Here is a 24,429-nt window from a genome sequence, read left to right on the forward strand (position 1 = left end):
ACGGTGAGCCCGGCGCCGCGAAGCGCCCTGGCCCTCTCCACCATTCTCCTACTGTATGCCATGCGGACTCCGTTCCGGACCTCAACGGTCCAACTTTTTGTCCGCAGTCCCCGCGGATTCCGGGATGCGCTTTCCGCTAGAGGCTCTACCGGAAAGCACGCCCCATTCTGAGCGCCAATTCTGGGACGCAGCTTCCGCATGCGGAGGCGCTCCAAACAAAAGGCCCCGGCTCGCGATGGAGCCGGGGCCAATGGCGCAGCATACGCAGTTGGCGTTGAGCGCGAACAGCTCGTCAGCAATAACTGTCCGCGCCCTACCCTAGCCGCGGTGACGGGCGCGGCTGTAGGGCGTATCCACCATGGGCAGATCGGGACGCAGCTTGCCGTCAAATGCGCGATAGGCGTTCTGCACGGCGGGCGCCGTGGGGATCGTTGCGATCTCGCCGATGCCCTTGCCGCCATATGCCACGGGCAACAGCTCGTCCTTCTCCACGTAGATGGCGTGGATATCCGGAATCTCGGGCGCACGGAACAGCCCGAGCGTACCGTACCTTGCCTGGGGTACGCAGTCCTTGAGCGGCCAATCCTCGGTAAGCGCATAGCCCATACCCATGAGCACGCCGCCTTCGATCTGACCCTGAATGGAGATGGGGTTGACCACCTTGCCGGAATCGTGCGCGGCATAGACCTCGCTCACGCGGCCGTCATCATCCAGAATGACCACATGTGTGGCGAAGCCGTAGCAGATGTGGCTCTTGGGGTTGGGCACGTCGGCGCCCAGCTTGTCGGTCGGCTCCAGGTACACGTAGCTAAACTCGCATCCCTCGAGCGCCTTGATGGCGGCCGCGGGATCCTGAGGATGCATACCCTGGCCGGCGACGAGTTCCTGTGTGCGCAGCTGATAGGCACGGCCGTCGTCGTACTCGATCTTGACGCCGTCGCCATGTGCGCTCACCGGAGCGGCGGGTGCAGGCTTGCCGGCCTCGATGCCAAGCATAGCATCGCGCAGCAGGAAGGCGGCACCGCGCACGGCCTCGCCGGTCACGACCGTCTGACGCGAGCCGGACGTGGTGCCGGAGTCCGGGGCGTTCTCGGTGGAGCACTCGCCGTTGGCAATGCAGCGAAGCGGCAGGCCGCATGCCTCGGCAACGTCCTGCAAAAAGACGGTGTTGCAGCCCTGGCCGATGTCGGACGTGGCGGCATAAACGACGGCGCGGCCATCCTCGACGCGAATCTTGCAGCGGCCGGCATCGGGCAGGCCCACGCCCACGCCGGCATTCTTCATGGCACAGGCGATACCGGCGTGTCCGGGATGCGCATAGTAGGCATCTTTGACCTCGAGCAGCGTCTCCTTAAGCGCCGTGGAGCAATCGGCGATCTGGCCGTTGGGCAAAACCTCGCCCGGCTCGATGGCATTACGGTAACGAATCTCCCACGGATCCAAGCCGACCTTCTCGGCAAGCAGGTCGATCAAGCTCTCGAGCGCAAACTCGGACTGGCAAACGCCAAAGCCGCGGTATGCGCCGGCGGGCGGGTTGTTGGTGTAGTAGCCAAAGCCGCGAATGTCGGTGTTCTGGTACTTGTAGGGGCCGACGGCGTGCGTGCAGGCACGCTCGAGCACCGGACCGCACAGCGACGCGTAGGCGCCGGTATCAAAGTTGATCTCGCAATCCAGGCCGGTAAAGTTGCCCTCGGCATCGCAGCCCAGCGTAAAGGTGCCGTCCATGGCGTGGCGCTTGGGATGGAACGCAAGCGACTCGGCGCGCGTGAGCTTGCACTTCACAGGACGCTGGAACTTATAGGCAGCAAGCGCGGCCAGGTGCTGGACCGAAACGTCCTCCTTGCCGCCAAAGCCGCCGCCCACGAGCATGGTCTCGACGACCACGCGCTCGGGCTCGCTATCCCAGCCAAACATGTGGGCGCACTCTTTGCGCGTATCGTAGGCGCCCTGGTCGGTCGACTGCACCTTGACGCCGTTCTTGTACGGAAAGGCGACGGCGCACTCGGGCTCCAAGAAGGCATGCTCGGTAAAGGGCGTGGTAAAGCGCTGCGTCACGGTAAACGCGCTCTCTGCCAGCGCCTTGGCGGCGTCGCCGCGCGTCACATGGCGGCTCTGGCACACGTTGTCCTTGAGCTCCACCGTGTTGCCAAAGGCAAAGAAACTGTCATGCAGGCGCGGAGCGTCGGCAGCCTTGGCCTCGGCGATGTTGCGCACGGGCTCCAGCGGCTCGTAATCGATCTTTACGAGCTTCTTGGCCTTCTCGAGCGTCGCCTCGTCCTCGGCGACCACCAGCACAATGGCGTCACCCACGCAGCGGGTGATATCGCCCGCCGCGATCATGACGTCCCAGTCCTGGATAAGGTGGCCGACCTGATTGACCGGCACGTCCTCGGCGCGCAGGATGCCCACCACGCCGGGCAGGACCTCGGCCTTGGAGGTATCGATGGAGAGCACACGGGCGCGCGGGTACTTGGAGCGCACGGCGCTGGCGTAGGTCAGACCCGGCTGATCGAGCTCGTCGATGTCGTCGGGATACTTGCCCTCGCCGAGCACCTTCTTGCGCACGTCGATACGAAAGGCGCGCTTGCCCACGCCGTAGTCGTCGCCGCGCTCCAAATCCTCGTCGATCTGCTTTTCACCGCGGAGCACCGCAGCGGCCAGCGAGATGCCCTCGATAATCTTTTTGTAGCCAGTGCAACGGCAGACGTTGCCGCGAATGGCGTACTTGATCTGCTCCTCGGTGGGCTCGGGGTCCTCGGCGATGAGCGCTGCGCCCGCCATGACCATGCCGGGGATGCAAAAGCCGCACTGTACGGCGCCCACGGCGCCAAAGGCGTACACAAAGGCCTCGCGCACGTCCTGGGGCAGGCCCTCGACGGTCACAATGTTACGGCCGGCGGCAAGGGCGGTGGTCAGCACGCAAGCCTTCACAGCCGCGCCGTCCACATGGATGGTGCAGGTGCCGCAGGCGCCCTCGGAGCAGCCGTCCTTGGCGGAGTGAATGTGCAGGTCGTCGCGCAGATAACGCAGCAGCGGCTTGTTCTGAGTCGTCGTGCGCTCCACGCCGTTAACGGTAAAAGTGAATTCCTGTGCCATGGTGATTCCCTTCTACACGCCGGCGGCGATGCCGGTGCGGTCGTGAATGGCGCCATGCGGGCACACAACCGCGCACATGCCGCACGACAGGCAGTCCGCGCCGTCGATATGGGCGCAGTTGTCCTCGATGCGGATTGCGCCGGCAGGGCACTTTTTGGCACACATGCCGCAACCGATGCAGCTGGTGTCGCAGATCTTGCGCGCAATGGCACTCTTATCGGTATTGTTGCACCGCACCAGGATGTTCTGGTAGCCGGGAACGAAGGCAATCACGCGCTGCGGGCACGCCATGCCGCACAGGCCACAGCCCGTGCACTTGGAGCGGTCCACGCGGGCGACGCCGTCGACCAGTGCGATGGCACCGTGGGGGCAGGCCGTAACGCAGGCGCCACAGCCAATGCAGCCTTCGCTGCAGCGGGCGTCGCCGCCTGCGGAGGCGCAACCGCTTCCGCAGGCAACGTAGGCCACGTTATGTTGAATGGATTTGGCCATAAGAGACTCGCCTATTTCTTAAGAAGGTACGAATAGTTGTCGCGCACGGCCCTAATGGTCAGGCGGACGGCCTCGGGCAGACCGGTGTTGACGGCATCGACCGAGACGGTGCGGACCGTGCCGGCGACGCGGACCTTAAAGTGATCCTCATCCACGGCCAGGAAGCCCTCGTTCTCGGAGTTCTCCATGTCCTCCTCGCTCCAGAACAGGGTGAGCTTGTCCTTGTAGGGACGACCCTCCTGGTAGGGGCAGAACACGGCGCAGTTGCCGCACTCGTTGCACATGCCGTCGACATGGACGACCTGATGCTTGGCCAGACCCGGCACCTTAATGGCAACGTTGGCGCGGTTGGGACACACGTCGCAGCAGACCTCGCACACCGAGCCGCAGCCCAGGCAGCGGGTCTTGGTGCAGTTGCGCTTGTCGCGGCACAGCGACCCCTTGCGCTCGTAGCAGGTATCCTCGCGGCCTGCCTGCTCGTTGCAGCCGGCGTACTTGTTAAAGTCCACGCCGGCGATGGCGCGGGCGACTTCGGCGGCGTCGGCGATGGCCTCGACCACGGTGGCAGGACCGCGACGGCAGTCGCCCGCAGCCCAGACGCCCTCGACGCCGGTGGAGGTGGCGGCAAGGCGGCCGCGACGGTCGTGCTCGACGCCCGCGGCATCGTACAGGCTGGCATCGATGCCCTCGCCCACGGCGCAAATCACCGTGGTGGCAGGAAGCTCGACGGTCTCACCCGTGGCGACGGGGCTACGACGGCCGCTTGCATCCGGCTCGCCAAGCTCCATAACATCGCAGGTCAGTACGGTGCCGTTGAGCGCCTTGGGAGCCAGCAGCTCGCAGAACTCAACGCCGTCGGCAAGAGCAAGATCGAGCTCTTCCTCGTCGGCGGGCATCTGCTTCTTGGTGCGGCGATACACCAGGCGCACGTTCTTCACACCAGCCAGGCGCTTGGCCACACGCGCCGCGTCCATGGCGGTGTTGCCGGCGCCAATGACCACGACGTCCTCGCCCAGCTCGAGTTTATCGCCCTTCTTGGCGGCCTCGAGGAACTCCAGCACGTCGAGCTCGGCATCCTCGCCCAAGCCCACAGAGCCGGGCATCCAGGCACCGGTGGCCACGACCACGTCGGTAAAGCCCTGGGCCTTGAGCTCGTCGATGGACTCCACGCGAGCGTTGAGCTGCACCTTGGCGCCAAAGGCCAGGCAGAGCTCGGCGTCGTGCGAGATATCGTCGCTCGCAATGCGGAACTCGGGAATCACGTGACGGACCACGCCGCCGAGAGAATCACGGGCCTCAAAGATGGTGACGGGCACGCCGGCACGCGTCAGGAAGAACGCCGTCGCCAGGCCGGCCGGGCCGCCACCGATAACGGCAACGTTGCGCTCGCCGTCGTTGGCGATAGCCTGGGCGCGCAGCTTGGGCAGCACGGCGGTCATGGCCTCGCGGGCGGCCTTGAGCTTGCTGGCGCGAATCTGGGCGCCCTCGGGCTCGTAGAACGCACGCTCGCAGGCGCGGCCGCAGGGATGCGGGCAGATGGTGCCGGTAATGAACGGCAGGGCGTTGCGCTCGATGATGATGTTGAGCGCGTCCTCGTAGCGGCCCTCATCCACTGCCGCCAGATAGGCGGGAATATCCTGCTGGATGGGGCAGCTCGTGCGGCACGGCGTGGTAAAGCAGTCGGAAAGCGGGCTCTTGCCGGCGACCTTGCGGTCAGGCAGCGGGCGCAGCGGCTTCTTGTAGAGCGGGTTGGTGAGCGAGTCGGTCTGGATCGCGGTCACGGCCTCGAGCGAGACGCCCGCGAACGGCTTGCCGTCCAGATCGGTAAACTCGCCAGCCATCTGGCTAAAGCGCTCGTAGCCACCGGGCTTGAGCACGTCGGTCGCCAGGGTGACGGGCCAAATACCGGCATCGTACAGGGCGCGGATGTTGTAGACCGTGGCACCTCCGGAGTAGCTGATACGCAACTTGCCATCGAACTGCTCGGTAATGCGACGGGCGGCCTCGATGGTCAGCGAGAACAGCGAACGGCCCGACATGTACATCTCGGTGGAGGGCAGCTCGTTCCTCGTCACGTCGACGGGGAAGGTATTGGTGAGCTTGACGCCAAACTCAAGACCGCGCTCGGCGCACAGGGCAATCAGGCGCTCAAACATGGGCACGGCGTCGGCCCACTGCAGGTCCTCGCGGAAGTGCGTATCGTCGAAAACGATGTAGTCAAAGCCCAGCTCGTTCAGACGCTGGCGGGCAAACTCATAGCCCAGCAGCGTGGGGTTGCACTTGATGTAGGTGTTGAGGCCCTTCTCGGTGATCAGATAGGTCGCGATGCGCTCGATCTCGGCGGGCGGGCAGCCATGCAGGGTGGACTCGGTGATGGAGTTTGAGACGCGCGCCGGGATGGACTCGACAAATGCGGCGTCGACATGCTCAAACTTGTCCAGGTTAGCGAGCGCCCACGTGCGACACTCGTTCCAAACCTCGGAGCCGCTGGCGTCCTTCATGCCCTCAATGTACGCATCGACCTTGGGGCTCTTGATGCCCTCCAAGTCATAACCCACGGACATGTTGAAGACGAAGCCGTCCGGGCTGCCCAGACCGTACTCGCGAGCGATCAGGTGGCAGGCAAACCATGCCTTCACGTACTCGGCAAATGCCTGCGGAACCTCGAGCTCGGTCGACCACTCGCAGTTGTAGCACTCGTCCTGTGCCACGATGCAGGGCTTGTTCACACACTTGGAGAGCTCCTCGCCGTCCATAACCTGAACGGTCTTGAGCTCAAAGAAGCGCGCACCGGCCACGTAGGATGCCACGATGTTCTGGGCAAGCTGCGTGTTGGGGCCGGCGGCCGGGCCAAACGGAGTCTCGATGCGCTCGTCAAAAATGGGAAGTGCGCTCTCCTGGTTGGTCGTGACCATCTTGCGCACGCCAAAGATGGCGTCCTGGGTCTTGTGCTCCTCGATGATCCAGTTCATCAGCTGCGAAAACGGGATCGGCCTCATGATGTCGCTCATAGTGAGCTCCTCTCTGTAACGCCCGGCGAGACCGCGCGACGGGCGCAAATACGGTGTAGCGCTAGCACAGCGCCGGCGACCCCGCGGAGGCCGCCTATGCGCGCGTCGGATGCGGCGAAACATCCGGCGCGCGTGAATCTACTTGTAATTAGTACACGCGATCGTTGAGCGTGCTCCAGAGCTTCTTGGACTCGGCCATGGTCCACGCGTTGATCTTGTCCTCATCAATGCCAACGAACTCGCGATCCTTGTACAGGACACGGCCGTTGATGATGGTGGTGCGGCAGTTTTTGCCCATCATGCCAAAGAGCATGTGGCCGTCGATGTTCTCCTCGCTCAGCGGCGTAAAAGGCTTGTAGTCCATAACGATGACATCGGCAGCGGCGCCGGCCTCGAGCACGCCGAGCTTGCGATCGAAGTACTTGCTCGCCATCTTGGCGTTGTTCTCGAACAGCATCGTCATGGCCTCGCACCAGCCCACGTTGGGCATGGCGGCGTTGTGGCGCTGAATGATCAGGAAGACCTTAAGGCTCTCGAGCATATCGTGGGTGTAGGCGTCGGTACCCATGCACACGGGGATGCCGCGGCGGAAGAACTCGAGCACGGGGGCACAGCCCACGGCGTTGCCCATATTGGATTCGGGGTTGTTGACCAGCCAGGTGCCGGACTCCTTGACGATATCCATCTCGGCAGGCGTCACGTGGATGCAGTGGCCCAGCATGGTGTCGGGACCAAGCAGGTTGTGCTGCAGCAGGCGCTCGACGGGACTGATGCCGCCGCGGTTGAGGCGGGAATCCCACACGTCGTTCATGCCCTCACACACGTGGATGTGGAAGCCGGTCAGGCCGTTGTTGGCCTCGGCCATCTTGTCCATGGTCTCGTCCGACAGTGTAAAGGTGGCATGGCCGCCAAACATGGCGGCGATCATGTGGTTGTCGTTATCGCGACGCTCCTTGGCGGCCCACTGGGCAAATTCGGCGTTCTCGGCAATGGCCTGGTCGCATTTTTCCTGGCCGCGGCGATCGGAGACCTCGTAGCACAGGCACGAACGCATGCCCAGCTCCTGAGCTGCATCCTTAATGGTAAAGAGGCTGCCCGGGATCTCGCAGAAGCTCGCATGGTGATCGAAGATCGTGGTGACGCCATCGCGGATGGAGTCAAGAATCGTGGCATAGGCGCTGGCCTTGGTGCCGTCGAGCGTCAGGTTGTCGTCGATCTTCCACCACTGCTGCTCAAGATTCTCCAGGAAGTTGGTGGGGTTGCAGCCCTTAATGGCAAGGCCGCGGGCCAGACCCGAGTAGATGTGGGTGTGGCAGTTGATAAGTCCGGGCATGATGAGGTTGCCCTGGGCGTCGACGTACTCGGCATCCGGGTACTTGGCCTTGAGCTCGCGCTCGGGGCCCACTTCGACGATCGTATCTCCGTCAATAGCGACCGCACCGTTGGGAATGAACGGAGTCTGAGCGTTGCGGGTAAAGACGGAACCGTTAGCGACCAGAAGCATAAATGCTCCCTTCAACATCAGAGGCGGGGTTTGACACCTCTGACATGGCGGAAGTGCGAAGCGCCGGCCTACACCGGAAACGGGCCCTCTCCCGTCAACGCTTCACCAAAGGGACAAGCCCTTTGAAGTGCGGCTTGGCGCCGCATGACATCGGCGGACGAGGCGATACGTCCGCCGACGAATAGCACCAAATGGGTTACTTCTTGCTCTCGGGCAAGACCAGATCCACAGCGGCATCCTTGGCGGCATCGATGTGCTGAGCCACGACCGGCGTCTGCGGAAGAATCAGGTTAAGGACAATGGCCATGATGGCGGTGGGGGTTACGGCATTGGAGCCGATGACGGTGGACACCCAGGTGGGCATACCCTCGCCGGCAAGGCAACCGCTGGCCATCCAGATACCCAGGCCAAAGACGACGGAGGTACCGACGATGGTGGTAGTGCGCTGCGTAAGGCCCTCGCGGGTGAACATGCGCACGCCGTTCATGGTGATGGTGCCAAAGACGCCGACGGTCGCGCCGCCGATGACGGGCTGCGGGATGGCGGAAAGGACGGCAGAAAGCTGCGGGAACAGGCCGGCGATGGCAAAGACGGACGCGATGATCACAAAGACCCACTTGTTGACGACCTTGTTGGAGCAGATGATGCCCACGTTCTGGCCAAGGGCGCTGGTGGGAAGACCGCCCAGCAGGCCGCCGACCATAGAGGTGAGGCCCTGGGACACGATAGCGCCGGAGAGCTCGCGCTCGGTGGGCATGCGGTCGATGGAGCCCAGGCAGGCGGCGGAGACATCGCCGATAACCTGGATGGCAACCATGGGGAACACGACGGCGAGGGTAATGCAGACCTCGGGATCAAACTCGAGCGCGTAGGGCATGAGCTTGGGAAGGGCGAAGACCTGAGCGGTGGCGACGCTGGAGAAGTCGATCATGCCAAAGGGGATGGAGACGAGCATGCCAACGATCATGCCAAAGAACACGGATCCCAGCTTGAACGTGCCCTTGCCAAAGTTGGCGAGCGCGAAGACCACGGCGAAGGTGATAAGAGCGACGCACCAGGCCTGCGGGGTGCCCCACAGCGGCGTGCCCATACCGCCGGCCATATACTTGACGGCCGTGGGATACAGGGAGACGCCGATGGAGAAGATGACCGTACCGGTCACGACGGGCGGGAACAGCCACTTAATCTTGCTGTAGGCCAGACCAAAGAGGACCGCGACGGCACCGCCGACAATCTCGCCGCCCAGCAGCGCACCAAAGCTAAAGCCCGAGGCGCCCATAGCCTGCAGGGCCGGCAGGAACGCGAACGAGACGCCCATGACGATGGGCAGGCCGCCGCCGATGCGGCGGAAGGGAGCGAAGGCCTGAAGGGCCGTATCGATTGCCGAAAGAATGAGCGCAACCTGAATGATGTCGGTGCTCTGCTGGCTGTTAAAGCCGTAGACGCCGGCCATGATGACCGCCGGGGTGATGATGCCGGCAAACGATGCCAGCACGTGCTGAAGGGCACACGGAATCATTTCCTTAACGGGCGGCATGCCTTCGCGAGTGAACAGGGCTTCAGTGCCGTTCGTAACCGTCTCCTGGGCCATTTGACCACCAATCCTCGAAGTAGTTGTTTTCGCATCTAGCGCTCTATTGTGACGCAGTGCGGGGTTGAGGTTGTGCCTTCGGTGAATATCGTATTAAAGAATTTTCTCATTCTCAATAATAATTTTTTGTTATCAGACTATTTTTCAGCTGAGACAACGCATTTCCGCAGGTCAGGAAAGTGTCTGGTCAAAATAACATCTAACTTTTCTTTTGGTCGACCGCTTACCGCCAAAATCCTACCGTTCGTCTGTATTACGCAATGTACCTGCGAATATACGAGTCAATAGACACCGTGTTACCATGAGAAAAAATTGTTATGAAACTTCCGATTTCATCCAAAGGAGTTGCCCGTGAACGAGACTGTACGTCGCTTTTTGCCGATGGTCGATTTCCTGGAGCAGATACTCGGCAAAAACAGCGAAATCGTGCTGCACGATTTCTCGGATCCCGACCACGCCATCGTCGATATCCGCAACGGCATCGTGAGCGGCCGCAAGGTCGGCGGTCCCGCCACCGATCTGGCACTCAAGATCATGCACGACCCCAAGTATCGCGACCTGCCATTTATTACGGGCTACGAGGGGCGCGGTGCCGGTGGCAAGACGTTGGAATCCGCAACGTACTTTATTCGCGAGGATAACGAGATCGTCGGCATGCTCTGCGTCAACACCGATCTTTCCACGGTACGCTCCATCAACGCCATGGCTCAGCAGCTCATGGCCTGCTTCGACGCTGTGCCAAGGCAGGCGGAGCCCGCGTCTATCGAGGTCGAAATTCTTTCGGAGTCTACACAGGAGCTCATCGACCACAGCATTTCCGAATTGCTCGAAAGCCGCGGCCAGGATGTCGCCTCACTTGGGCAGGCCGATCGCGTGGACGTTATTCGCCACCTTAACGGCAACGGCGTATTTATGCTCAAGGGCGCTGTTGCCTGCGCTGCCACCGCGCTGGGCATCTCGGAGCCCAGCGTCTACCGCTACCTGCAAAAAGTTCGCAAGGAAGGCTAACGAGCAAAATGGAGCGCGGGCAGTCTTTTTGGGACGGGGCTATTTTAGCTACCCTCCCTCTGCCCACGATTTCGATGAGCCGCAAGTAAAATCAATCCTGCATATAGGGGTAGCTAAAATGGCCCCGTCCCAAAAAGACTGCCCTTGGTGGCTCCGCAAGCGATCCGTCACGTGACAAAAGACCCTGCAGCTCACACGCGCTGCAGGGTCTTTTTGCATGTCATGTTTAGTTGTTGCCAACGCCTTAGAGAGCGGCGACGACCTCGATCTCGACCAGACCGCCAGCCGGAAGAGCGGCAACCTGGAAAGCGCTGCGCGCGGGGAACGGGGCCTCAAACTTGGAGGCATAAATCTCGTTCACGGCGGCAAAGTCGGCGATGTCAGCCAGGTAGACCGTGGTCTTGACGACATCGGCAAACGTAGCGCCGGCAGCGGTCAGCAGGGCCTCGACGTTAGCGAGGGACTGCTTGGCCTGGGCCTCGATGCCCTCGGGCAGCTTGCCGGTCGCGGGATCGATGCCCAGCTGGCCGGACAGGAACACCATGTTGCCGGTCTGGATACCGGGGGAATACGGGCCGATGGCTGCGGGCGCGTTATCGGAAGACACGACGGTCTTGCTCATGTTTTTCTCCTTACGATCAAATAGAGAGCGTGAGCGCGGCGTTCGCACCGGGAGGCACAGTTCGGTCTGAACACCGCGCTTGATTGGGATAGTAGGGGATGATTTCGCCTGCTGCAAGATAATTATCAGATTGCGAGAATATTTTATCGCCCAACGGTTTCCCCGAACCGCTGAACGGTTCTCCACGGGGTCAGCCAGCCCAGGCTACTGAAGACTTTGTCCTGCTTAGGCTGCGGGCATCGCCCATCGCGACGGCGCCACTATACTTTTGGGTATCTGAGCATTTTGAAAGGCAGGATATGACCGCAACCGCCAGCCTAACCACCAACCGCAGGCCCGAGCTTCTGGCCCCCGCCGGAGGCCCGGAGCCCTTTGCCGCCGCGCTCGCCGCCGGGGCAGACGCCATCTACTGCGGCATGGGCAGCTTCAACGCCCGCCGCAAGGCCACCAACTTTACCGATGAGGCCTTTGAACAGGCCTGCCGCGCCGCGCACCTGGCCGGCTCGCGCGTCTACGTCACGGTCAACATCGTCATCAAGCAGTCCGAGATGAGCGATGCGCTGCAGCTCATCCATCGCTGCTCCACGCTGGGCGCCGACGCCTTTATCATCCAGGACTGGGGCCTGTTCTTTGAGGTCAAGCGCACCATGCCCGGCATCGAGACCCATATCTCGACCCAGGCGAACATCCACGATGACCGTGGAACCATCTGGTGCCGCGAGCAGGGCGCCGACCGCGTAACCCTCTCGCGCGAGCTTTCCATCGACGAGATCGCCGCCATCCACGACGCCGCGCCCGACGTTGACCTGGAGGTCTTTAGCCACGGCGCCATCTGCTTTTGCTACTCGGGCCTGTGCCTGCTCTCGAGCTTTGCCATGGCGGGCCGCTCGGCCAACCGCGGCATGTGCGCCCAGCCCTGTCGCCTGCCTTACGAGCTAATTGACGAAAACGGCCACTCGCTCTCCCCTGCCGGTCGCGAGCGCGCGCTATGCCCGCGCGATACCAACACTTCACAGCTTGTTCGCCGCCTGTATGACGCCGGCGCCGCATCGCTCAAGCTCGAAGGCCGCATGAAGGCGCCCGATTACGTGTACTCCATCGTCGATGTGTATCGTCATCAGATCGATGACATGCTGGCCGGGGCCGTCGTAGATAAGGACGAGGACGCCGCTCGCCAGCGCCAACTCAAGCGCTGCTTTAACCGCGACTTTACGCACGCCTATCAGGACGGCACCTCGGGCGACGAGATGATGAGCTACGAGCGCTCCAACAACCGCGGCCAGATCGTGGGCACGGTGCTGGGCAGCCGTCTGGCCAACCGCGACGTGCGCGGGCTCAAACCCGACGACCGTCGTCGCCGCGCCGCCATCGCCCGCATTGAGCTGTTTGAGCCTGTAGGCAAGGGCGACCTGTTGGAACTTCGTCACGACGATGAGTTCGACCAATTCCTGACCACTATCGCTACCGATGATGCCGCCCCCGGCGACATCATCGAGTGCCGCGTTCCCCGCAGCATGCCCGAGGGCTGCCGCGTGCGTGTGATTCGCAGCCAGCGCGCCATTGACGCTGCCGGCGCTGCGCTCAAGCGCGACGTGCTACGCCGCCGCGCCGTAGACGTATCCGTCGTGGCGCGTCTGGGCGAGCCGTTTACCGTCACGCTCACCTGCTGCGACGACCCCACGCTCACCGCCACCGCCACCGGCTTTACCGTCGAGGCCGCCAAGACCCGCGCCGTCGAGGCATCCGATCTGGTGGAGCACGTGGGCCGCATGGGCTCCTCTCCCTTTGAGGCCGCGAGCTTTGATGTGGCGCTCGATGAGGGCTGTGGCATGGGTTTCTCCGCTGTGCACAAGGTGCGCGCCGCCGCTTGCAAGGCGCTCGAGGAGGCCATTCTGGCGCCTTACGAGGAGCGCGCCCACACGCTCGAGCTGCCGGCGATTGTCACCAGTGATTCCCGCCCCGCGCCCGAGCACTACCGCGATGAGCCGCAGATCTGCGCCACCGTCACCTCGCTCGAGGCCGCCGAGGCCGCGCGCGCGGAGGGCGCCGTGCGCATCTACATGACCACCGACGCGCTCGATGCGGCCGAGCTCTCCCCCGCCGATGCGTTTGAGCAGGGTATTGTTCCCGTGCTCGATGAGGTCTGCCGCGCCGTCGACCACGCGCGCGTCGACCCGTGGGTCGTTGCCGGTGCCACGGTCGCTATTGGCAACATCTCTGAGCTTGCCCTGGCCGCCCAGGTTGGTGCCACGGCCGAGATTCGCTCTTGCCTACCCGTGCACAACACGCCTTGCATGGAGGCACTTGCCGAGCGCGGAGCCGCGGCGTTTTGGCTCTCGCCCGAGATCACGCTCGACGAGATCATCTCGCTTGGTACCTCCGCGCCCGCGGCCCTGGGCATCACCGTTTTCGGCCGCCCGCGCGTTATGACGAGCGAGCACTGTATCCTGCAGGTGGCCAATGGCTGCATCCACGATTGCGCCAACTGCCGCCTGCGCGCCCGCAAGCTGTCGCTCAAGAATATCGACGGCAAGGTCATGCCGGTGCGTACCGACATCCACGGCCGCTCGCGCCTGTACGACGCCTACCCCATCGACCTCACACCGCAGGTTCCACAGCTGCTCGACGCCGGCGTGCGCCGTCTCATGGTCGACGGAACCCTGCTCGAGGCCGATGAGATTGGCCGCGCCGTCGCACGCGTCCGTCGAGCCGTCGAGGCCGCGCAGGCCGGCCGTAAGCCCGCCGCCCGCCTGCGCGGCGCCACTTCGGGCTGCATGTTTGTGGGAATTAGCTAACCGAAAGGCTTACATGTGAACGAAGAACCCCAAGTCCTCTACTGCGACGCCTGGCTCATGGCCATCGATAAGCCCGCCGGCATGATCGTCCACGGCGACGGCACCGGCGAGCGCACGCTTACCGACTATGCCAGCGACCTTTTGCTGGCGATGGGCGACGGCTTTGCCGCGACCGACATGCAGCCGCTCAATCGCCTGGACCGCGACACCACCGGCGTGGTGCTGTTCTCGCTCGACAAGCAGACGCAGCCCGCCTTTGACCAGATGGTGATCGACCACGCATTCGAAAAGCACTATCTGGCGCTCGCCGAGGGCAAGATCGACTGGAACGAAAAGCTCATCGACAAGCCCATCGCCCGCGACCGCCACGATAGCCGCAAGATGCGCGTCGGCGCCAGCGGCAAGCCGTCGCTGACGCGCGTCAAGGTGCTCAAGCGCCTTAAGAGCCGTCGAGGCCTGCCCGCCCGTTCGTATATCGATGTTGAGCTGCTCACGGGCCGCAAACACCAGATCCGCGTGCACCTGGCAAGCGAGCGCCATCCCCTGGTTGGCGACGACCTGTACGGAACGCCGCGCCCCTGTGGCCTCATGCTCCACGCCCACAGCGTATCCTTTACCCATCCCGTAACCGGCGAGCACATCTACATCGAAGCCCCCTGCCCCTGGGAGCCCTAAAATCTGCCAAAAAGGGACAGGTTTATTTTGGCAGGTTTTATCTGGGCAAACGTCAAGCCGCCACGATGGCTCAGCCGCGGCCCCAAAACATCTCGATCTGTAACAGTTAGAACCCATTTTCCGGTCTATCTGTTACAGATCGAGACATTCAAATCCCCCTCTAGGGAAAATCTCGATCTGTAACAATAACTCGGCAAAATCGGTCCCAGATGTTACAGATTGAGACAAAGGGATGGTGCGGCTCGGAAGTATCTCAATCTGTAACATCTAGCCCACTTTTAACGGTCCAGTTGTTACAGACTTAGACAAACCGGCGGACAACGAAAGCGGCAACGCCTGTGATGGACGTTGCCGCTTTTCTATTGAGAAAACTACTCGGTTTTCGTTACGAACCACCACCATGGGGACAGGCACCTTTGTGATGGTTTTGGCCTTGGCCTGCTCCTGCTTGCTAGACCGTGATGACGTTGTCCATTGCCCGGTACTTGGCGGGCACCTCGCCCGCGGTAATAATCGTTGCGTCGCGAAAATCTGCGAACTTGACGGGCGCCACCATGCCAAATTTACTGGCATCCGAGATTACAAAGCGCTTGGCCGTATGGCGCATCGAGATGCGCTTTACTTGCGCCTCCTCGATATCGGGCGCCGTGAAGCCCTGCTCGGCGGCAATGCCGTTAGAACCCCAAAAGCCACAGTTGAAGTTGTAGCGGTCTAAGGTTGCCAAGGCATCGGGGCCAACGAGTGCTTCGGTCTCGGGCTTGAGCTCGCCGCCCAGCACCACGGTACGCATGCCGCGCAAAGCGAGGTGCTGAGCATGGAGCACAGAATCGGTCACATAGGTGACATCTTCAAGGTGTGGAAGATGCTCGATGAGCTTGAGCGTCGTCGAGCCCGAATCGATGTACACAAAGCTCTCGGGCTCCACCAGCGCCGCCGCACGGGCGCAGATACGCTCCTTATCGTCGTTATGGAGGTCGCTGCGCTCATTGAGCGTTAGGTCGCGCGTCACGTGCGCACGCTCAAGACTTGTCGCTCCGCCGTGGACCTTGGCGATACGGTGTGCTCGATCGAGCGTCTGCAGGTCGCGCCGAATGGTAGACGCCGTTACGCCCAGGGTATCGGCAAGCTCTTGCACAGTAACCGAGCCAGCCTGCTGGACCATCGACACGATCGCGTTGAGCCTATCCTCCGCAAGCATCGCTTACTCCTCCTCGGGGTACACGACTCCCCAGTCGGCGCGGAGCTTGGTCATAAGCTCCATAACATCAGAAGCGTAATCCAGAAGCTCGCGCTTCGAATCCTCGCCGGCAACGGCCTTCTCCAGGTCGGCCATCTCGTAGCACAGGGCGTAAGCCTCGGTGCCGGTGTGGACCTCCTCACGGTGCCCGTCCGCAGTCCACACGATGGTCGCGTGATCGGCGCGGGGATACTCGTTGACCTCGATATAGCACTTGTCAAAGCTGATGACCGAGCGCTTGGGCTGCTTGGAGTGAAGTGTAAGGCTCACCACGCCCAGCTGCTGCTCGGCATTACGGCAGACGATGCCGCCCGCAACGTCAACGCCGGTCTCACAGGTGTTGCCGAGCGAAACGACCTCAACAGGCTGGCTTGCCATAAAGAGGCGCATGACGGACAGGGCATAGACGCCAATATCGAGCATGGCACCGCCGGCGAGACTACGGTTGTAGAAACGGTTGGTCAGGTCGCCGTATTCCTTGTAGCTGCCAAAGTTGAGCTGAGCGAGGTTCATGCGGCCAAACTCGCCGGCATCCATGCGGCGACGCAGCTCCCGATACAAGGGCATGTGGAGCACCGTGGTGGCGTCCATAAGGACCACGTTATGCTCGTCGGCAATGGCACGCGCTTCGTCGAGCTCGGCGGAGTTGAGGGTGATGGCCTTTTCGCAAAGCACGTGCTTGCCAGCTGCCAGAGCGGCGCGCAGGTAGGTGATATGCGTGTTATGCGGCGTGGTGATATAAACGGCGTCGATGTCGGGATCGGCGTAGAGGTCCTCAACCGTCTCGTACACCTTCTCGACGCCATACTGCTCGGCAAAAGCCTGAGCCTTGGAGAGCGTACGGTTGGCGACGCCCGCAAGCTTGCGGCCGGCAAGGGCGAGAGACTGGGCCATCTGGTTGGCGATAACGCCGCAGCCGATCACAGCCCAACGAAGCTCGGGAGCCGTAAAGATGTCGTTAGGGAACGGTTGATCCTGGACCGAGGCAAACGCCGCCTTAGCGGCTGCTTCGGCGTCGAGCGGAGCCTGTTTGGAATCTGTCATCATGTGCCTCCTGAGTCATCGGAAGTTCTTCATTTCCAACAGCCTTATATTCGCACAAATTTGCGCGTATTTGCTTGTATTTGCGTGTTTATTTGTTTATCGGTTATTATTTAACCATAGTTTGCAGATATTTGCGCGCCTATGCGCATTATCGCGCAAGACTCTGTGCGTAAATACGCATGCAACGATCGTTATGATGCATAAAAAGGTGGAATACCAAAACCCCTAAAGGCAAATCAGGCTGTCTTACTCTGCCCCCTAGGGGCATCAGACATCAAAAGACCATCCCTAACTGCCGGCACATAGGGACTGTCCCAGGCTGCCGAAACCTGGGGGCGTTCCCCGTACGACGCTTTCGTGGCAAGACTGTCCCCATCAACTAGCCGTTTAAGAACGTCCCCAACGACTAGTCATTTATGTCTGTCCCCAATGAGTAGCCACTCATTTAAGTCTGACCCCAATGAGTAGGGATAGAAAAAGGCCCGGGTGCCGTGGCATCCGGGCCTTTGCTAGCAACTTAGATGTTGCGGGCAGCTTAGAACTTGTGACCGCACTTCTTGCAGACGCGCAGCTTGTTCTTGCCGTCCTTCTCGTGACCGACGCGGGTAACCTTACCGCACTCGGGGCAAACGAGATTGACGTTGGAGGCATCGATAGGAGCCTCCTGCGAAACGATGCCGCCCTGCTGGTTGGCAGCGTTGGGCTTGACGGCCTTCTTGACGACCGAAACGCCCTCGACAACGACCTTGTTCTCGGCGGGGAGAGCACGCAGGACAACGCCCTGCTTGCCGCGATCCTTACCAGAGAGAACCTGGACCTTATCGCCCTTCTTGATATACATATATCTCCCCTAACTACAGGGTCTCGGGAGCGAGCGAGACGATCTTCATGTACTTCTTGTCACGAAGCTCGCGAGCGACGGGCCCGAAGATACGGGTGCCGACGGGCGAACCATCGTTGTTGATGACAACGCAGGCGTTATCATCAAAGCGAATGTAGGAGCCATCCTTGCGGCGGATCTCCTTAACGGTGCGAACGACGACGCAACGGACAACGTCCTTCTTCTTGACGTTGGCGCCAGGGGTAGCCTCCTGGACAGCACCGATGAACACATCGCCGATGCCTGCATAACGACGCTTGGAACCGCCAAGCACCTTGATGCAGCGAATCTTGCGAGCGCCGGAGTTGTCGGCGACGTTCAGCATGGTTTGCATCTGAATCATGGTAGATGTTCCTCCGAACTAAGAACCGAAGAGAGGTGCGCAGCCTTTATGCGGCCCGTGGTATGCAAGCCAGGCATACGCACATCTTCGGAAACGTACAAGTCGTAAGAGCGACTGCTTATTTAGCGCGCTCGACGACCTCGATGAGGCGCCAACGCTTCATCTTGGACATAGGACGGGTCTCCATAACGCGGACGGTATCGCCCACGCCAGCCGTGCACTCCTCGTCGTGAGCGTGCAGCTTCTTGGAGCTGGTCATCATCTTGCCGTACTTGGGGTGACGCTTGCGCTCGGTGATGGTGACAACGATGGTCTTGGCACCGGAGACGGAGGTAACGACACCCGTACGGACCTTACGCGAGTTACGCGAATCAGTCATGTTCTCTCCTTAGGTCCTACTCGGCGACAGCGGACTTCTCCGCTGCGATCTCGCGGGCGCGCTGCTCCGTGAGGACGCGAGCGATGTCCTTCTTCACGGTGTTGACGCGAGCGGTGTTGTCCAGCTGGCTGGTGGCCATCTGGAAACGAAGGTTAAAGAGCTCGGCGCGCATTTCCTTCAGCTTCTCAACGAGCTGAGCGTCCGAGAGCTCACGAATCTCTGCGGGCTTCATTAGTTCTCCTCCTCGGCCGTCTCTGTAGCGGCAGGCTTAGCGACGATCTTGGTCTTGATGGGGAGCTTGTGCTGCGCCAGACGCAGAGCCTCGCGAGCGACCTCCTCGGGCACGCCCTTGACCTCGAACATGATGCGGCCGGGCTTGACGACGGCCACCCACTCCTCGGGGTTACCCTTACCAGAACCCATGCGAGTCTCGGCAGGCTTCTTAGTGATGGGCTTATCGGGGAAGATCGTGATGTAGACACGACCGCCACGCTTCATGTAGCGGGTCATGGCAATACGAGCGGCCTCGATCTGACGGTTGGTGATCCAATGGGCCTCGAGAGCCTGGATACCAAACTCGCCGAAATGCAGCTCGGTATTACCCTTGGCCTGGCCCTTCATGGAGCCACGCTGCACCTTGCGGTGAAGAATACGCTTAGGGGCAAGCACTACTGACCCCTCCTCTCGGAGTTACGACGACGAGGACGGGAAGAGCCCTCGAGTGCAGGGTTGGGAACAGGCTGGCCCGGGAGCTTCTCGCCCAGGTAGATCCAGACCTTCACGCCGCAGGCACCCATGGTGGTGCTGGCGACAGCCGTGCCGTAGTCGATCTTGGCACGGAGGGTGTGCAGAGGCACGCGACCCTCACGGTACCACTCACGACGGCCCATCTCGGCACCGCCGAGACGACCGGAGCACTGGATACGGATGCCCTTAGCGCCGGCCTTGCGGGCGGACTGGACAGCCTTGCGCATAGCGCGACGGAAGGCAACGCGGCCCTCGAGCTGCTCAGCGATAGACTGAGCAACGAGGTTGGCGTCGAGCTCGGGGCGCTTGATCTCGACAACGTCGACGGAGAGCTGGCCCTTGGAGACGCCAGCGACCTTCTCGAGCTCGGTGCGGAGGGTATCGATCTCGGCACCCTTCTTACCGATGACAACGCCGGGGCGAGCGGTGAAGATGATGACCTTCACCTTATCGCCAGCGCGCTCGATCTCGACGCGGGAGACAGCTGCGCGGGAGAGACGCTTCTCGAGGTACTTGCGGATCTCGAGATCGTTACCGAGGGTCTTAGCGTAATCCTTCTCTGCGAACCAGCGGGAGCGCCAGTTCTCGGTGATGCCAAGACGGAAGCCGGTGGGGTAGACTTTCTGACCCATACAGCTTTACGCCTCCTTTCGAGGAGCAACGACGACGGTGATGTGGGAAGTACGCTTCAGAATGCGAGAAGCGGAACCCTTGGCGCGGGGACGGATGCGCTTAAGCGTCGGACCCTCGTCAACATAGGCAGCAGCGACAACCAGGTTGTCGGCACGCAGACCGTTGTTGTTCTCGGCGTTCGCAACGGCGGAACGGAGAACCTTCTCGACATCCACGGCGACGGCGCGGTCGCAGAAGTGGAGGATGTCGAAGGCCTGAGCGACAGGCTTGCGGCGGATCAGATCGACCACCAGGCGGGCCTTGCTGGGGGAAACACGCACGTACTTAGCGACGGCGCGAACCTCGGTGGCCTCAGTTTCAATAGACTTAGTTGCCATTTACGGTTAACCCCCTATTTGGCCTTGTGGCCACGGAACGTACGAGTCGGCGCAAACTCGCCGAGCTTGTGACCAACCATGGACTCGGTAACATACACGGGCACATGCTTGCGGCCGTCGTGGACGGCGATGGTGTGACCAACCATCTCGGGGAAGATGGTGGACGCGCGGGACCAGGTCTTCACGACGTCCTTCTTGCCAGCCTCGTTCATCGCGGTGATACGCGAGAGAAGGCGAGTCTCCACGAACGGGCCCTTTTTGAGACTTCTGCTCATAAGTGCTTTCTCCTAAAACTCGGTATCCGAAATTACTTCTTACGGCGACGAATGATGTGCTGGTTCGAGACCTTCTTCTTCTTGCGCGTACGAAGGCCCTTCGTCGGCTTACCCCAGGGGGTAACAGAGGGACGACCAGAGGTGTGGTTCTTGCCCTCGCCACCGCCGTGCGGGTGGTCGACAGGGTTCATAACGGTACCGCGGACGGTCGGGCGCACGTTCATGTGACGCTTACGGCCGGCCTTGCCGATGACGATGTTGGCGTGATCGGCGTTGCCGACCTCACCGACGGTGGCGCGGCAGGTAACGAGGATGCGGCGCATCTCGGAGGAAGGCATACGGACGATGGCGTACTTGCCCTCCTTACCCATCAGCTGGCAGGAGTTACCGGCGGAACGGGCGATAGCGGCGCCCTTGCCCGGCTGGAACTCGACGGCGTGGATGAGCGTACCGACGGGGATGTCGGCGAGGGGCAGAGCGTTGCCCGGCTTGATGTCGGCGTCAGAACCGGACATGACGGTCTGACCGACCTCGAGGCCCTTGGGGGCCAGGATGTAGCGCTTCTCACCGTCAGCATAGTGCAGCAGAGCGATGCGAGCGGAACGGTTCGGATCGTACTCGATCGTGGCAACCTTGGCGGGCACGCCGTCCTTGTTGCGTTTGAAGTCGATCACGCGGTAACGACGCTTCACGCCGCCGCCCTGGTGGCGGGTGGTGATGCGGCCGTTGTTGTTACGACCGGCCTTCTTGGGCAGGGGCTCGAGAAGAGACTTCTCGGGCTTGGTGCAGGTGATCTCGGAGAAGTCGGAGATCGTCTGCCAACGCCTACCAGCGGAGGTCGGCTTAAGGTGCTTTACAGCCATTACAATCCCTTTCAATAGGTATCCGTTAGCCATCGCAGACAGGGATTAGAGGTTCTGCCTCGGGTGCGATGACACCGGACGTATACACGGTTCCGGGCGTGTCCATTTTATACGCCCAAAACCTTGAGCTCTCGCCTCCCCTATTTGGGAGGCATGAGCTCACTCAACAGCAGCGAGTCTTAGGCCTGGTTGCCAAAGACCTCGATGGTGTCGCCCTCGGCCAGCGTAACGATGGCCTTCTTCCAAGAACGGGTCTTGCCGGCGACATAGCGCACGCGCTTGGTCTTGGGCTTGACCGTCAGGGTGTTCACGCGAACGACCTTGACGCCGAAGATCTCCTCGACAGCGTCCTTGATCTGATACTTGTTAGCATCCTTGGCGACCTCGAACGTGTACTTGTTCTGCTCCATGCCGGAGAAGGAACGCTCGGACACGATCGGACGGATGATGATCTCGTGGGCGGTCATTTATGCAAGCACCTCCCCGAAGTGAGCGGCGATGTCGGCGGGCATCAGCACAGCATTGTTGTTGACGAGATCATAGGTGTTGGCCTCGTCGGCAGTGATGATGAACGTCTTGGGAATGTTGCGGAACGACAGGTAGGCGTTGACGTCCTCATCGCGAACGATGATGGTCAGACGCTTGCCCTCAAGGCCAAGAGCCTTGAGCATGGCAACGGCAGCCTTGGTGGAAGGCTTCTCGAAGCCGTAGTCGTCGACGAGCACGAGCTCGCCATCGGCCAGCTTAGCGGACAGCGCAGAGCGCATAGCCAGCTTGACCTCCTTGTTGTTCATACGCTTAGCGTAGGAACGGGGCTTGGGGGCGAAGACAACGCCACCGTGACGCCACTGGGCAGCACGGATGGAACCCTGGCGGGCACGACCGGTGCCCTTCTGACGCCAAGGCTTCTTACCGCCACCGGAAACCTCAGAGCGGCCCTTAGCGGACTGGGTGCCCTGACGCCAAGAGGCCATCTGGCACTTGACGATGTGGTGCATAACGTGGATGTTCGGCTCGATGCCGTACACCTCAGCGGCGAGCTCGGCCTCGGCGACCTTCTTGCCCTCGCTGTTCTTTACTTCAAACTTTGCCATTTAAGTGTTCTCCTTGGTATGACGCTGGGCTAAATGGGCTGGGCCCTTAGGCCATACGGATGGCGACGAGACCATTCTTGGCACCCGGGACAGCGCCCTTGACCAAGATGAGGTTCTGCTCGGCATCGATGCGGACAACGGAAAGGTTCTTGACGGTAACGCGCTCGTTACCCATGTGGCCGGCCATCTTGACGCCCTTGAGGACGCGCGCAGGATAGGCGCACTGACCGATAGAACCGGGGTGACGCTGGAAGTGAGAACCATGCGTCATAGGACCGCGGCGCTGACCCCAGCGCTTGATGCGACCCTGGAAGCCCTTACCCTTGGAGGTACCGATGACGTCGACCTTCTCGACATCAGCGAAATCAGCGACGGTGACGACCTCGCCGACCTTGTGCTCCTCGCCGTTCTCGACGCGGACCTCACGAAGGAAGCGGACAGGCTCGACGCCGGCCTTGGCGAAGTGACCAGACATGGGCTTGTTCACGTTCTTGGCCTTGATGTCGCCGAAACCGATCTGGACGGCGTCATAGCCGTCGGTTGCCTGAGTTTTAACCTGCGAGACAGCGCAGGGGCCAGCCTGGATGACCGTGACGGGAACGACGTTGTCGTTCTCGTCCCAAACCTGGGTCATGCCAATCTTGCGGCCGAGAATCATGCTGATCAAGATATGATCCCAACTCTCGCGTGGTCTTGGGACAATGCGTACACCACCGAGCGTACGCCCCTAGAGGACCACTACTTACACGACGTGCTCTCCAGCCTTGTATTGCGTCCGGACTACCTGACAACCCTATTAAGCAGGCATTTTGTCCAGCCAGAATACTCCCCTGGTTTCACACAGCTGTTTAGTATACACGGCTGCGGGCGTATCCATCGAGATTCATATTTCACTCACATTGTTTACGCAGGTAAAGTGCGTGGCACGTTCCCAGTGTGCGGCGGAGGGGGCGGGCCTGAGACATATTAAGGTTGCTGCTCTACAGTCCTGCTCACGACGGAGAGCACATTAAGTGCTCTCCTGTTCGTGCGGAACTCGCGACAACCTTAATATGTCTCAGGCCCGCCCCCTCCGCCGCACACTGGGAACGCCACGTTGATGTCTGCTAAACCTTGCTCGCTCAGGCTAATGACATTGTTGGGGATCCACAATTTGCTGCAAGGTGAACTTGCATTGGGGCGTATCGTCCTCTTCTCGCGCATCGTCGAAATCGAAGATCATGATGGCGCAGTTGGGGAGTTTTGCTGGGAGCTCGAAGCCCTCTGGGGCTGCAGCTTTGATGAATTGGCGGCTGGCGCTGCCGTGGCTTACTGCTAGGAGGGTTTCGATGCCCTCGGCGCCCATGAGATTGGTGAGGGTTTCTACCATGCGTTCTTGCAGCGCGCGGCTTCCTTCTCCTCCGAAGGGGACCAAATCCTCGCCCGGATCCCAAACGTCGGTAGGCAATGCGTCGTGCGGTCCTTCCTCGAAGGTCCCATAGCCGCGCTCGATGATGCCTTCGCAGGGCTCGACAGTAGCATCCGGACCGAGGATCTCGCATGCGACGAGACTTGCCGTGTCCATGGCTCGGCCTAAAGGCGATGAGACCACTTTGTCGGGGACGACGCCGTGTGCTTTGAGCCATTCGGCTGCCGCTTGGGCCTGTTGACGGCCCAAATCGGTAAGCGGTGAATCACAGCGCCCCTGGACGAGCTTTTTGACGTTGAATTCCGTCTGGCCGTGGCGGAGCAGATACAGCCTCTTCATATTCTCCCCTTCTGTA

General features: G+C 61.3%; 24 protein-coding genes. 3 read left to right on the forward strand and 21 right to left on the reverse strand.

The genetic code is table 11. The annotated features are described in order from the left end of the window. Nucleotides 1-318: 318 nt before the first annotated feature. The 5 genes from xdh to ACTQVX_RS08115 form a co-directional block, all read right to left on the reverse strand. Nucleotides 319-3,096 (reverse strand): selenium-dependent xanthine dehydrogenase, encoded by a 2,778-nt coding sequence (xdh, locus tag ACTQVX_RS08095; RefSeq protein ID WP_441033065.1) that lies wholly within the window; start codon nucleotides 3,094-3,096, stop codon nucleotides 319-321. 12 nt (nucleotides 3,097-3,108) lie between these two features. Then, entirely contained in the window at nucleotides 3,109-3,588 is a 480-nt protein-coding gene (locus tag ACTQVX_RS08100; RefSeq protein WP_441560834.1) for a 4Fe-4S binding protein, read from the reverse strand. An 11-nt stretch (nucleotides 3,589-3,599) separates the two neighbouring features. Beyond that, entirely contained in the window at nucleotides 3,600-6,599 is a 3,000-nt protein-coding gene (gene ygfK, locus ACTQVX_RS08105) for a putative selenate reductase subunit YgfK (protein ID WP_441033069.1), read from the reverse strand. A 148-nt stretch (nucleotides 6,600-6,747) separates the two neighbouring features. Further along, the gene (gene ssnA, locus ACTQVX_RS08110) at nucleotides 6,748-8,103 is read right to left on the reverse strand and encodes a putative aminohydrolase SsnA (protein ID WP_441033072.1); all 1,356 of its coding nucleotides are present in this window, start codon (nucleotides 8,101-8,103) and stop codon (nucleotides 6,748-6,750) included. 196 nt (nucleotides 8,104-8,299) lie between these two features. After that, nucleotides 8,300-9,694: a uracil-xanthine permease family protein gene (locus ACTQVX_RS08115; protein ID WP_441033075.1), complete on the reverse strand. Its 1,395-nt coding sequence runs from the start codon at nucleotides 9,692-9,694 to the stop codon at nucleotides 8,300-8,302. 351 nt (nucleotides 9,695-10,045) lie between these two features. Here ACTQVX_RS08115 and ACTQVX_RS08120 point away from each other — a divergent pair, with 351 nt between their 5' ends. Further along, nucleotides 10,046-10,702 (forward strand): helix-turn-helix transcriptional regulator, encoded by a 657-nt coding sequence (locus ACTQVX_RS08120; protein ID WP_427727132.1) that lies wholly within the window; start codon nucleotides 10,046-10,048, stop codon nucleotides 10,700-10,702. Between the two features lie 244 nt (nucleotides 10,703-10,946). On the opposite strand, the gene ACTQVX_RS08125 is transcribed toward ACTQVX_RS08120, so the two are convergent. Then, a complete protein-coding gene (locus ACTQVX_RS08125; RefSeq protein WP_152077077.1) occupies nucleotides 10,947-11,324 on the reverse strand; it encodes a RidA family protein in 378 nt (125 codons plus the stop codon). A gap of 299 nt (nucleotides 11,325-11,623) precedes the next feature. Here ACTQVX_RS08125 and ACTQVX_RS08130 point away from each other — a divergent pair, with 299 nt between their 5' ends. Together ACTQVX_RS08130 and ACTQVX_RS08135 are read left to right on the forward strand one after the other, a co-directional pair. Then, entirely contained in the window at nucleotides 11,624-14,119 is a 2,496-nt protein-coding gene (locus ACTQVX_RS08130; protein ID WP_441560835.1) for a DUF3656 domain-containing U32 family peptidase, read from the forward strand. A 15-nt stretch (nucleotides 14,120-14,134) separates the two neighbouring features. Next, nucleotides 14,135-14,794, forward strand: a complete 660-nt coding sequence (locus tag ACTQVX_RS08135) for an RluA family pseudouridine synthase (protein ID WP_441033085.1) — start codon at nucleotides 14,135-14,137, stop codon at nucleotides 14,792-14,794. 451 nt (nucleotides 14,795-15,245) lie between these two features. Here the strand turns inward: ACTQVX_RS08135 and ACTQVX_RS08140 are convergent, their stop codons facing one another. The 15 genes from ACTQVX_RS08140 to ACTQVX_RS08210 all read right to left on the reverse strand — a co-directional run bounded on the left by ACTQVX_RS08140 (nucleotide 15,246) and on the right by ACTQVX_RS08210 (nucleotide 24,413). Beyond that, nucleotides 15,246-15,992 (reverse strand): DeoR/GlpR family DNA-binding transcription regulator, encoded by a 747-nt coding sequence (locus ACTQVX_RS08140; RefSeq protein WP_427717633.1) that lies wholly within the window; start codon nucleotides 15,990-15,992, stop codon nucleotides 15,246-15,248. 3 nt (nucleotides 15,993-15,995) lie between these two features. After that, nucleotides 15,996-17,075, reverse strand: a complete 1,080-nt coding sequence (locus ACTQVX_RS08145) for a Gfo/Idh/MocA family protein (RefSeq protein WP_441560837.1) — start codon at nucleotides 17,073-17,075, stop codon at nucleotides 15,996-15,998. Nucleotides 17,076-17,610: 535 nt separating this feature from the next. After that, nucleotides 17,611-17,916, reverse strand: a complete 306-nt coding sequence (gene rplX, locus ACTQVX_RS08150; protein ID WP_006235043.1) for a 50S ribosomal protein L24 — start codon at nucleotides 17,914-17,916, stop codon at nucleotides 17,611-17,613. Nucleotides 17,917-17,929: 13 nt separating this feature from the next. Next, a complete protein-coding gene (gene rplN, locus ACTQVX_RS08155; RefSeq protein ID WP_117734331.1) occupies nucleotides 17,930-18,298 on the reverse strand; it encodes a 50S ribosomal protein L14 in 369 nt (122 codons plus the stop codon). Nucleotides 18,299-18,416: 118 nt separating this feature from the next. Next, nucleotides 18,417-18,677: a 30S ribosomal protein S17 gene (rpsQ, locus tag ACTQVX_RS08160; RefSeq protein ID WP_006235040.1), complete on the reverse strand. Its 261-nt coding sequence runs from the start codon at nucleotides 18,675-18,677 to the stop codon at nucleotides 18,417-18,419. A gap of 16 nt (nucleotides 18,678-18,693) precedes the next feature. Further along, a complete protein-coding gene (gene rpmC / locus ACTQVX_RS08165; protein WP_006235039.1) occupies nucleotides 18,694-18,909 on the reverse strand; it encodes a 50S ribosomal protein L29 in 216 nt (71 codons plus the stop codon). Then, complete coding sequence (rplP, locus tag ACTQVX_RS08170) at nucleotides 18,909-19,346, reverse strand: 50S ribosomal protein L16 (RefSeq protein ID WP_370450531.1); 438 nt, start codon at nucleotides 19,344-19,346, stop codon at nucleotides 18,909-18,911. The genes rpmC and rplP overlap by 1 nt, the downstream gene beginning before the upstream one ends. Then, nucleotides 19,346-20,056, reverse strand: a complete 711-nt coding sequence (gene rpsC, locus ACTQVX_RS08175) for a 30S ribosomal protein S3 (RefSeq protein ID WP_154514689.1) — start codon at nucleotides 20,054-20,056, stop codon at nucleotides 19,346-19,348. Before rpsC ends, rplP begins: the two co-directional genes overlap by 1 nt. 6 nt (nucleotides 20,057-20,062) lie before the next feature. Beyond that, the gene (gene rplV / locus ACTQVX_RS08180) at nucleotides 20,063-20,434 is read right to left on the reverse strand and encodes a 50S ribosomal protein L22 (RefSeq protein ID WP_006235036.1); all 372 of its coding nucleotides are present in this window, start codon (nucleotides 20,432-20,434) and stop codon (nucleotides 20,063-20,065) included. 14 nt (nucleotides 20,435-20,448) lie between these two features. After that, nucleotides 20,449-20,709, reverse strand: a complete 261-nt coding sequence (gene rpsS, locus ACTQVX_RS08185) for a 30S ribosomal protein S19 (protein WP_006235035.1) — start codon at nucleotides 20,707-20,709, stop codon at nucleotides 20,449-20,451. A gap of 32 nt (nucleotides 20,710-20,741) precedes the next feature. Then, nucleotides 20,742-21,572 carry a 50S ribosomal protein L2 gene (rplB, locus tag ACTQVX_RS08190; protein WP_117583062.1) on the reverse strand — a complete coding sequence of 277 codons (831 nt, stop codon included), beginning with the start codon at nucleotides 21,570-21,572 and terminating at the stop codon, nucleotides 20,742-20,744. A gap of 179 nt (nucleotides 21,573-21,751) precedes the next feature. Next, nucleotides 21,752-22,039 carry a 50S ribosomal protein L23 gene (gene rplW, locus ACTQVX_RS08195; protein ID WP_006235033.1) on the reverse strand — a complete coding sequence of 96 codons (288 nt, stop codon included), beginning with the start codon at nucleotides 22,037-22,039 and terminating at the stop codon, nucleotides 21,752-21,754. Beyond that, a complete protein-coding gene (gene rplD, locus ACTQVX_RS08200; RefSeq protein ID WP_006235032.1) occupies nucleotides 22,040-22,666 on the reverse strand; it encodes a 50S ribosomal protein L4 in 627 nt (208 codons plus the stop codon). A 46-nt stretch (nucleotides 22,667-22,712) separates the two neighbouring features. Beyond that, nucleotides 22,713-23,333 carry a 50S ribosomal protein L3 gene (rplC, locus tag ACTQVX_RS08205; protein WP_441560839.1) on the reverse strand — a complete coding sequence of 207 codons (621 nt, stop codon included), beginning with the start codon at nucleotides 23,331-23,333 and terminating at the stop codon, nucleotides 22,713-22,715. Nucleotides 23,334-23,792: 459 nt separating this feature from the next. Further along, nucleotides 23,793-24,413 (reverse strand): histidine phosphatase family protein, encoded by a 621-nt coding sequence (locus ACTQVX_RS08210; RefSeq protein WP_441560840.1) that lies wholly within the window; start codon nucleotides 24,411-24,413, stop codon nucleotides 23,793-23,795. Nucleotides 24,414-24,429: the final 16 nt, after the last annotated feature.

The organism is Collinsella sp. LCP19S3_A6, from assembly GCF_052122015.1.
In the GTDB taxonomy this organism is placed as follows: Bacteria; Actinomycetota; Coriobacteriia; order Coriobacteriales; family Coriobacteriaceae; genus Collinsella.